The sequence below is a fragment of the Dietzia sp. Alg238-R159 genome, from assembly GCF_900537145.1.
Classification (GTDB): domain Bacteria; phylum Actinomycetota; class Actinomycetes; order Mycobacteriales; family Mycobacteriaceae; genus Dietzia; species Dietzia kunjamensis.
This window is the reverse complement of record NZ_UNRI01000009.1, coordinates 51,673-61,623: the sequence shown is the minus strand read 5'-3', so window position 1 is coordinate 61,623 and position 9,951 is coordinate 51,673. Positions and strand designations below refer to the sequence as shown.

The following is a 9,951-nucleotide window of genomic DNA, read 5'->3' as shown; positions in this document are numbered from 1 at the left end:
GCCGAGCAGAGGATTTCGCCGGTATCGCCCGAGAGCGGGTGTGCGAAACCCTCTGCTCGGCGAGGTGCGGGGAAACCGGCCCCGTCAGCGCACGGTGATCGCCGCGTCTCCGGCGGGGACGAGTTCGCCGATCACGGTGCCCCCCGGGATCTCCCCGGCCACGAGCAGCCCGCCGGAGGTCTGGGCGTCGGCGAGCAGGAGCAGCTCGTCCTCGTCCACGTCGGCCGCGAGGTGCGGACGGACCCAGTCGAGGTTGCGGCGCGTCCCGCCGCTGACGTATCCGTCGGCGAGCGCCTGACGGGCGCCCTCGAGGTAGGGCACCGCGGCGGGGTCGATCACGGCCGAGACGCCGCTGGCCCGGGCCATCTTGTACAGGTGGCCGAGCAGGCCGAACCCGGTGACGTCCGTGGCGCACTCGACCCCGGCGGCCAGGGCGTCCCGGGAGGCGACGTCGTTGAGGGTGGTCATCGTCTCGATCGCCTCGCGGCTCACCTCCCCGGTGTTCTTGTGCCGACAGTTGAGCATCCCGATCCCCAGCGGCTTGGTGAGCGACAGCGGCATCCCGGCCCGGCCCGCGTCATTGCGCAGCAGCCGGTCCGGGTCCGCCAGCCCGGTGACGGCCATGCCGTACTTGGGCTCGGGGTCGTCGACGCTGTGCCCGCCGGCCACGTGGCATCCGGCGGCGCCGGCCACCTCCTGGGCGCCACGCAGCACCTCTCCGGCCATCTCGTACGGCAGGACGTCCATCGGCCAGCACAGCAGGTTGATCGCCATGATCGGCGTCCCGCCCATCGCGTAGACGTCGGACAGTGCGTTGGCCGCGGCGATGCGCCCCCAGTCGTACGGGTCGTCGACGACGGGGGTGAAGAAGTCGGCCGTGCTGATGACGGCCCGGCCACCGGTGATCCGCACCGCCGCCGCGTCGTCGCCGTCGTCGAGGCCCACGATGAGTTCCGCGGCCGGATCGCGGACCGGGGCCCCGATGAGGTCGGCAACGACGTTCTCCAGAGCACCGGGCGGGATCTTGCAGGCACACCCGCCCCCGTGCGCGTACGAGGTGAGCCGGGCGGCGGGCGAGATGGGTTCGGTGGTCATGGTCCGACCCTAACGAGGCGGCGCCGATCGGTGGGCGCGGCCGGGGAACACCGCCTAGTCTCGTGGGGCAGGGAGGCGTCCGGGCACCTGGTGGTCCCCGCGGTCTTCAAAACCGACGTGGCCGAGTATCTCGGTCAGGCGGGTTCGATTCCCGTCCGCCTCCGCCACAACCTCACCGTCACCGGCACCGATCCGAAAAGGGGAACGGACGATCACCGAGCAGCCGCGGACAGGGTCGGGGGCGCCGTCGCCCGATCCGCGTCGTCTCATCCCGTCCACCGACGTCCTGCTCCGCGATCCCCGGCTCGCCGCGGCGGTCGACGGGCTGGGCCGCGAGCTGGTCAAGGGTGAGATCCGCGGCGCGCAGGACCGCGCCCGGGCGGGAGCGCTCCCGCCCGACGGGATCGTCGACGCGGTGCTCGACGCGCTGCCCGGCGCGCCCGTGACGTTGACGCCCGTCCTCAACGCCAGTGGCGTCCTGCTGCACACCAACCTCGGCCGGGCGCCGCTGTCGGACGCCGCCGTCCGCGCGCTCGCCGAGGCCGCGGGCACCAATGACGTGGAGCTGGACCTGGCGACGGGCCGCCGGGGCAGGCGGGGCCGCGGCGCTCTCGACGCCCTGCGGGCCGCCGTGCCCACGGCGGGCGACGTCCACGTGGTGAACAACGGCGCGGCCGCCCTGGCGCTCGCGACGACCGCGCTGGGCGGGCCGGGGCGGACGATCGTCATCGCGCGCGGGGAGATGGTGGAGATCGGCGACGGGTTCCGCCTGCCGGAGCTGCTGGAATCCACGGGGACCCGGTTGCGGGAGGTCGGCACGACCAACCGGGTAAACGCCGAGGACTACTCCCGCGCGATCGACGACACCACTGCCTTCGTCCTCAAGGTCCACCCCTCCAACTTCGTGGTGAGCGGCTTCACCTCGTCCGTCCCGCCCGCCGAACTGCGGGATCTCGGGGTGCCGCTGGTGGTGGACATCGGCTCGGGGCTGCTCGCGCCCCACCCCACGCTGCCGGACGAGCCGGACATGACCACGACGCTCGCGGCGGGCGCCGACCTCGTGACGTCCAGCGGCGACAAGCTCCTCGGTGGCCCGCAGGCCGGGATCATGGCCGGCGACGCCGCGCTCGTGCAGCGCCTGCGTCGCCATCCGCTCGCCCGCGCGTTGCGCGTCGACAAGCTCACGCTGGCCGCCCTCGAGGCGACGCTGCGCGGCCCGCGCCCGCCCGTCGTCGCCGGTCTCGAGGCCGACCCCGCCGAACTGCGGGCGCGGGCCGAGCGGATCGCCGCACGACTGCGCGCGGCGGGGCTTGATGCGGAGGCCGTCCGGTCCGTCGCCGCCGTCGGCGGTGGGGGCGCGCCCGGTGTCGACCTCCCGAGCGCCGCGGTGTCCCTGCCGGAGCGCTGTGCCGAGACATTGCGCGCCGGACGCCCCGCCGTCCTGGGGCGTGTGACCGACGGCCGGTGCCTCCTGGATCTGCGCGCAGTGCCGCCGGGGGACGACGACGAGCTGGCGCGACTCGTGCTCCGGGCGGAGGCGCCCGCCTGATGTTCGTCGTCGCCACCGCCGGCCACGTCGATCACGGGAAGTCGACGCTCGTCCGTGCGCTCACCGGCGAGGAGCCCGACCGGTGGGACGAGGAACGCCGCCGTGGCCTGACCATCGGTCTGGGGTACGCCTCGACCACCCTCGACGACGGCCGCACGGTCGCGTTGGTCGACGTGCCCGGCCACCGGCGGTTCGTCCCCACCATGCTGGCCGGGGTCGGGCCGGTGCCCGCGGTGATGTTCGTCGTGGCCGCCGACGACGGGTGGATGCCGCAGTCCGCCGAACACCTCGACGCGCTCACCGCGCTGCGCGTCGAGCACGGCGTCCTCGTCATCACGCGCAGTGACCTGTTGGACCCGGACCTCGCGCTGGCGGAGGCCCGTGACGCGATGGCCGGGACACCCCTGGCGGACATACCGGCGGTGTGCGTCTCGGCCGTCACCGGCGCCGGGATGGACGCGCTGCGCGGGGAGCTCGCCCGGCTGGGCACGCTGCTGCCGGAGCCCGATCGCGACGCCGACGTGCGGCTGTGGGTGGACCGGTCGTTCAGCATCGGCGGAGCCGGCACCGTCGTCACCGGCACGCTTCCCGCGGGCACCATACGGGCGGGTGACACGCTGGAACTGGGCCCGGGCGGTCCCCAGGTCACCGTCCGTGGTCTGCAGTCGCTCGGGCACCGGCGCGACGAGGTGGCGGCGGTGGCGCGGGTCGCCGTGAATCTGCGCGGGGTCGCCGCGGACGAGATCCCGCGGGGCAGCACTCTGGTCACCCCGCAACGGTGGCGCCCGGTCGGGACCCTCGACGTGCGCGTCGACGGGCGGACGGGCGCGCTGCCGGAGCAGGTGATGGTGCACATCGGATCCGCCGCGACAGCCGCTCACGTGCGGCCCCTCGACGAGGGTCATGCCCGCCTCACGCTCGCGGACCCGCTGCCGCTGCGGGTGGGGGACCGGCTCATCCTGCGCGAGCCGGGAGCCGACCGTATCCCGGCGGGCGCCGTCGTGCTGGATCCCGCCCCGCCGGCGCTGCGTCGGCGCGGCGCGGCCCGCCGCCGCGCCGAGGAGTTGGCGGCGACACCGGAGCGCCCCGACCTGCCCTCGGAGCTGCGTCGGCGCGGCGTGGCCCACGTCGACGACCTGCGCGCATGGGGGATCGCCGTCCCGGTCCGCGACCAGTCGCACCGCGGCTGGCTGATCGACCCCGGGCGCGTCGCCGTCCTCGCCGAGACCCTCGTCGAGGCCGTGCGCGAGCACGATCGCGCCGATCCGCTCGATCCGGGCCTGCCCACCGAGGCGGCCCGCCGCGCGCTCGGGCTGCCCGACGCATCCCTGCTCATGGCCGTCCTCGATCACCCGGCCGCGGCCTCGCTGCGGGCGGAGGGGGGCCGGGTGGTCGCCGGGGACGGGCCGGGCCTGCCCCCGGCGGTCCGCGCGGCAGCGGACACCCTGGCCGAGCGGTTCCGGGTCGGGCCGTTCGACGCCCCGACCGCCGGGGAGTTGGCCGGGCTGGGCCTCGGACCACGTGAGCTCGCCGCCTGCGAACGGGCCGGGCTCCTCACCGGCGTCGGACCCGGCGTGTGGCTGGGTCCGGGCGTGATCGGGGAGGCGGTACGGCGGCTCCGTGAACTACCGCAGCCGTTCACCCCGAGCGGCGCGCGCACCCACCTCGACACCTCGAGGCGTGTGGTGATGCCGCTGCTCGAGGTGCTCGCCGAACGCGGGCTCACCCGCCGCGAGGGCGACGACGGCCACGCCATTGTCTGACCCGACCTGTCGGTTGCCGCGCCGGGCCGCCCCGGACCCCGCCGGCCGGACGAGCCCGCGGGGAGGTCCGGTTACCGCTCGCCCGCGTAGGCCTCCCCGCCACCGCGGGCGTCACGCCGCTCGCGCTGGGGGATGACCACGTACTTCGGGTCCTTCGTCGACGCCATCCCGGCGTGGAACACCGCCCACCGGGTGCACGCCGACCCCGCCGCCAGCGCGAGGCCGGCGACCGCGGACAGCGCCCGGTTGCGTCGCCCGAGCACGGCGCCCACCGCGCCGGCGGTGGTGAGGATCTGGGCGGCGCGGTGGTACGCCCCGGCCCGGCCCTCGTGGAGCGGTTCGGCGGTGATGCCCATCGACTGCTGCATGATCCGGTCGGCGGCGAGCTCGAGCGTCGCGCCGCCCACGGCCAGCCGTCGGGCGGGGCCCGTCTCGTGGAGCGGGTTGAGCATCAGGCCCACCCCGCCGGACGCGGCCGCGGCGCTGCCGACGAAGACGAACGGCAGCTCCCGGCGGGCGGCGCTCCAGCTGGGGGCGGCGGTGTCGGTGAGCAGTACCGCCGTGTACGAGGCGACCGCCGGCGCCACGAGGGCGGCGACGATCCCGGCCGGTCGCGAGGCGCGGGTGATGAGGTCGGTGGGCAGGCGACGCGCGAGGCGGGTGGGCAGCAGCGGCACGATCTCCTGCCCCAGGGCCAGACCCACGAACGGGCCGTACGCCGACAGGAGCCAGGTGCCCACGCTCATCGGGGAGGTCAGCTTGAGCACCCGCAGCATGTGGTGGAACCGCTCCGGGCGCCCCAGGTCGCGGACCAGATAGTACAGGCTACCGGTGATCCCGCCGAGAGCGACGATTCGCGCGGAGCGGCGCTGGCTCGGCAGGCCCGCCAGGTCGGCCCCGGCGGCGAGCAGTGAGGAGCCACCGGCCAGGCCGCCGAGGAAGAGGTAGGCCGCGATGTCGTACTCCCACGGCGGGGCCTTGACGATCGGTGTGCCGTAGTACGAGCGGAATTCCGCGGGGGGCACCACGAGCTGCTCGCGTCCCCCCTTGCCCTTTCGGCGGGTCCGGGTCTGCTGCCCCGGTCCTCCGGGGATGCTCGTCTTGTCGTCGTCGGCTCGGTTGTGGTCGGCCCGGTTGTGGTCGGCTGGGTTGTGGTCGGCCCCGCCGCCGTTGCCCATCAGGACCCGCCCCCCGCGGCGAAGGCGGCCACCGCGCCGCCGAGCAGCGTCACCGCGGCCAGAGCGGCCTGCTGCCACATCTTCCCCACGAACCGGGTCGTCACCACCGGATCCGGCGGCAGTCCGTACACCTCCGGGTCGTCGAGCAGGAGGAAGAACGCCCCCGTGCCGCCGACGCCGTTGTTCGAGTCGTGTCCGTAGAGCTGGGCGTTCGGCTCGCCCGCCTCGACCAGCTGGTCCAGGCGGCCGGCAGCGCGCTCGCGGAGTTCGTCGAGGTCGCCGAACTGGATCGACTCCGTGGGGCACGCCTTGGCACAGGCGGGGGTCTGGCCTTCGGTGAGCCGGTCGTAGCAGAGCGTGCACTTCTGGGCGATGCCCACGGCGGGGTCGCCCGCAGGGCCCGAGCGGCGCTCGATCACACCGTACGGGCACGCGCTCACGCAGTACCCGCAGCCGTTGCAGATGTCGCTCTGCACCACGACGGTGCCGAACTCGGTGTGCATGAGCGCCCCCGTCGGGCAGACGTCCACGCAGGCGGCGTGCGTGCAGTGCTTGCACACGTCGGACTCCATGAGCCACCGGAAGTCGGTGGACTCCCCGGCGTCGGGGGAGTCGCCCGGCAGGGTCGACGCCGGTATCCCGAGGTCGACGGGCGCGGGCGCCGCGGGGGCCGGCGCGGCGTGCGCTGACGGCGCGCCGGCGTGCGCACCGGACCGGGCCGGCACCTCCTGCTCGATGAACGCGACGTGCCGCCATGTCGACGCGCCCAGCGCCTGGGTGTTGTCGTAGGACATGCCGGTGAGCTCGAGGCCGTCGGAGGGGATGAGGTTCCACTCCTTGCACGCCACCTCGCAGGCCTTGCAGCCGATGCACACGCTGGTGTCGGTGAAGAAGCCCTTGCGCGGCGGCGGGTCGGCGTAGCCGTTGTCCTCGGCGGGGTCGATGTCCCCGAAGAAGGACCGCCCGAGGTCGGACAGGAAGGCGGACATGATTCAGCTCTCCGTTCCCGGTTCGGTGGGCACGCCGGCGCGGCGACGGTACTCCTCGACGAACTCGAGTAGCGCGGGGCCACGCGGGCGGCGTCCCGCGACGATGTCACAGCTCGTCGCCTTGGTCGCGGGGATGGACACGTTGGGGTCGAGGGACTGGGCGAGCAGGTCGTTCGCCGGGTCGCCGATGCTCACGCCGTTGCCGCCCCAGTGATAGGGCAGCCCGATCTGGTGCAGGGTGCGGCCGTCGATGAGCAGCGGCGTCATCCGCCTGGTCACCAGGACCCGCGCCTCGATCGCGGAGCGGGCGGTGACGATCGTGGCCCAGCCCCCGTTGACCAGGCCCCGCTCCCGCGCCAGCTCGGGGCTGATCTCGCAGAAGAACTCCGGTTGCAGTTCGGACAGGTACGGCAGCGTCCGGCTCATGGCCCCCGCCGTGTGGTGCTCGGTCAGTCGGTAGGTGGTGAAGACGAACGGGAACACGTCGCTGCCCGGCTCCCCGTGGCCCGGCTGAGTCTCGTTGTACCGACCGGGGCGTATCGCGCGGGCGGGATTGGCGTCGCGACCCGGGTAGATCGGGTTCGCCACGGGCGACTCCGGCGGCTCGTAGTGCGCCGGCAGCGGACCGTCGGCCAGTCCGCGCGGCGCATAGAGCCACCCGCGGCCGTCGTCCTGCATGATGAACGGCTGCGCCCCACCGATGGCGTCCTGCGCCACCGCCCCCTCGGGCGGGGTGTAATCGGGCGCCTTGTCGGCCTCGAAGTCGGGCACGTCCTCGCCCACCCATCGGCCGGCGCCGTCGGCGGCGTCCGGATCCCAGCTGATGAGTGCCTTGCGTTCGCTCCAGGGCCGCCCCTCCGGGTCGGCGGAGGCACGGTTGTAGAGGATGCGACGGTTCGCCGGCCAGGCCCAACCCCACTCCGGGGCCACCGGGCCCTGCTCGTGGCGGGACTTGCGCCGCGCGGCCTGGTTGACGCCGTCGGCGTAGACGCCGCAGTAGATCCAACACCCGCACGAGGTCGAGCCGTCCGGCTTGAGCTGGGTGAACGTCGACAGGGGTTCGCCGTCCTCGCCGCGGCCGTTGATCTCGGCCAGCACGGCCTCGGCGTCGGGTTCGTCGTCCGAGCCCGGCTCCATCGGGTAGTCCCAGGTCAAATCTAGTAGCGGCCGGTCTCGGGGGTCGGTGGAGTCGGCCAGCTTCTCCTTCAGACGGCGTCCGAGGTGATAGTAGAACCACAGTTCACTGCGCGCGTCCCCCGGTGGCTCGACGGCCTGGTGTCGCCACTGCAGCAACCGCTGCGTGTTGGTGAACGTGCCCTTCTTCTCCACGTGGTTGGCGGCCGGGAAGAAGAAGACCTCGGTGCCGATGTCCTCCGGGCGCATCTCGCCGGTCTCGATCTCCGGGCCCCTGCGCCAGAAGTCGGCGCTCTCGATCATCACGAGGTCGCGGACGACCAGCCAGTCGAGGTTGGCCAGCCCGGCGCGCTGCATCCGCCCGTTGGCGGTGCCCACGGCGGGGTTCTCGCCGACGAGGAAGTACCCGCCGCCGCCTTCGTTGATCTGCCGCTGCACCGTGACGGTCGAGTCGTGCTTGCCCGTGAGCTTGGGCAGGTAGTCGTAGGCGAAGTCGTTGTCCGCGGTGGCGGCGTCGCCCCACCAGGCCTTGAGCAGGCTGACGGTATACGAGCGCATGTGGCCCCAGAAACCCTGCGCCACGTCGTCGGTGCCGATGTAACTGTCGAGGTCCGGCTGCTCGCCGGCGTTCGGTGAGGGCAGATACCCCGGCATGAGGTCGTACAGCGTCGGGATGTCGGTGGAGCCCTGGATGCTGGCGTGCCCGCGCAGCGCCATGATGCCGCCGCCGGGGCGGCCGATGTTGCCGAGCAGCAACTGGAGGATCGCGGCCGTGCGAATGTACTGCACTCCCACGGTGTGCTGGGTCCAGCCGACGGCGTAACAGAACGCGGTGGTGCGCTCGCGCCCCGAGTTCTCGGTCAGCGCCCGGGCGACGCGGAGGAAGTCGTCGGCGGCGACGCCGCAGGTGCGCTCGACCATCTCCGGGGTGTAGCGACTGAAGTGCCGTTTGAGGATCTGGAAGACGCAGTGCGGGTGCTGCAGGGTCTCGTCGCGCAGGGGATCCTCGGTCGTGTCCGACGCGCGGGCGCCGGCGGCGCCGGGGGTCTCGGAGGCCTCGTCCTCGGCATCGTCGTCGTCGCGGCCCTCGTCGGGCATGTCGTTCTGGGCACCCGCGTACTGCCAGGACTCCAGGTCGTAGGTCCGGTCATCGGCGTCGAAGCCGGAGAACAGGCCCGCGAGGTCCTCGGTGTCCTCGAAGTCCTCGCCGATGATCGTCGACGCGTTGGTGTAGGCCAGCACGTACTCCGAGAACCAGGCGTCGTTGGTGAGGACGTGGTTGATCAGCCCGCCGAGGAACGCGATATCCGACCCCGCACGGATGGGTACGTGCTGGTCAGCGAGCGCACTGGTGCGCGTGAACCGGGGGTCGACGTGGATGATCGTGGCGCCACGGCGCTTGGCCTCCATGACCCACTGGAACCCCACCGGGTGCGCCTCGGCCATGTTGGAACCCTGGATGACGATGCAGTCGGCGTTCGCGAGGTCCTGCTGGTAGTTCGTGGCACCACCACGCCCGAATGAGGTTCCCAGACCGGGAACGGTGGAGGAGTGTCAAATGCGCGCCTGGTTCTCCACCTCGATGGCGCCGAGCGCCGTGTAGAGCTTCTTCATGAGGTAGTTTTCCTCGTTGTCCAGCGTCGCCCCGCCCAGGCTGGCGAGACCCCGGGTGCGCCGGACGGTGTCTCCGTTCGAGTCCGTCTCCTCCCAGAACTCCTTCCGCGACTCCAGCACGCGGTCGGCGACCATCTCCAGGGCCGTGTCGAGGTCGAGTTCCTCCCAGTCTGTCGCGTACGGCTTGCGGTGGAGCACCGTGGTGATGCGGTCCGGGTTGGTGACGAGCTGCTTGCTCGCCGAACCCTTGGGGCACAGGCGGCCGCGGGAGATGGGGCTGTCGTCGTCGCCCTCGATCTGGGTGACCTTGCCACCGGAGACGTAGACGTCCTGGGCGCACCCGACCGCACAGAACGGGCAGACGCTCTTGACCACCTTGTCGGCGGTGGTGGTGCGGGGGGTGATCTCGAGGGAGCGCCGGGAGCGGGTCGCGGAGCCACGACCGAGAAGATCCTCGCCGGTGAACTGTCGCCACACGGGCCAGTTCAGCGGTGAACCGCGGCGGGCCAGTTCCGGCCGCGACGCCCGCAGCCGACCGGGGTCGGGCTGGTGTTCCGACCTCGCCTGTTCCGACCTCGCCTGTTCCGACATCGTCACCTCCCGTTCTCCTGTCCGCACCACGTGGGTTC

Annotated in this window: 6 protein-coding genes and 1 tRNA gene; 3 read left to right on the top strand and 4 right to left on the bottom strand. The window is 73.0% G+C overall.

Annotated features, from left to right (window positions below; genetic code table 11):
• Positions 1–84: 84 nt before the first annotated feature.
• Entirely contained in the window at positions 85–1,095 is a 1,011-nt protein-coding gene (gene selD, locus G6R20_RS16020; RefSeq protein WP_096906360.1) for a selenide, water dikinase SelD, read from the bottom strand.
• A gap of 71 nt (positions 1,096–1,166) precedes the next feature.
• On the opposite strand from selD, the gene G6R20_RS16015 reads away from it, so the two are divergent.
• From G6R20_RS16015 to selB, 3 genes are all read left to right on the top strand, one after another.
• Positions 1,167–1,262, top strand: a tRNA-Sec gene (locus G6R20_RS16015).
• Positions 1,263–1,381: 119 nt separating this feature from the next.
• Positions 1,382–2,644 (top strand): L-seryl-tRNA(Sec) selenium transferase, encoded by a 1,263-nt coding sequence (gene selA, locus G6R20_RS16010; protein ID WP_240341522.1) that lies wholly within the window; start codon positions 1,382–1,384, stop codon positions 2,642–2,644.
• Complete coding sequence (selB, locus tag G6R20_RS16005; protein ID WP_205475917.1) at positions 2,644–4,407, top strand: selenocysteine-specific translation elongation factor; 1,764 nt, start codon at positions 2,644–2,646, stop codon at positions 4,405–4,407. The genes selA and selB overlap by 1 nt, the downstream gene beginning before the upstream one ends.
• Positions 4,408–4,478: 71 nt before the next feature.
• Here selB and nrfD read toward each other — a convergent pair whose 3' ends face one another.
• The 3 genes from nrfD to fdh are packed head-to-tail and all read right to left on the bottom strand — an operon-like array spanning position 4,479 to position 9,832.
• Entirely contained in the window at positions 4,479–5,585 is a 1,107-nt protein-coding gene (gene nrfD, locus G6R20_RS16000; protein ID WP_240341515.1) for an NrfD/PsrC family molybdoenzyme membrane anchor subunit, read from the bottom strand.
• Entirely contained in the window at positions 5,585–6,574 is a 990-nt protein-coding gene (locus G6R20_RS15995) for a 4Fe-4S dicluster domain-containing protein (RefSeq protein ID WP_163376970.1), read from the bottom strand. The genes nrfD and G6R20_RS15995 overlap by 1 nt, the downstream gene beginning before the upstream one ends.
• Before the next feature lie 3 nt (positions 6,575–6,577).
• On the bottom strand, positions 6,578–9,832 hold the full coding sequence (gene fdh / locus G6R20_RS15990) for a formate dehydrogenase (protein ID WP_240341521.1): 3,255 nt from the start codon (positions 9,830–9,832) through the stop codon (positions 6,578–6,580).
• Between the last annotated feature and the right edge of the window lie 119 nt (positions 9,833–9,951).

Bases quoted from the DNA above. Each gene is read 5' to 3' on its own strand.
- nrfD (WP_240341515.1), bottom strand. From the start codon at position 5,585: ATGGGCAACGGCGGCGGGGCCGACCACAACCCAGCCGACCACAACCGG.
- G6R20_RS15995 (WP_163376970.1), bottom strand. From the start codon at position 6,574: ATGTCCGCCTTCCTGTCCGACCTCGGGCGGTCCTTCTTCGGGGACATC.
- selB (WP_205475917.1), top strand. From the start codon at position 2,644: ATGTTCGTCGTCGCCACCGCCGGCCACGTCGATCACGGGAAGTCGACG.
- selD (WP_096906360.1), bottom strand. From the start codon at position 1,095: ATGACCACCGAACCCATCTCGCCCGCCGCCCGGCTCACCTCGTACGCG.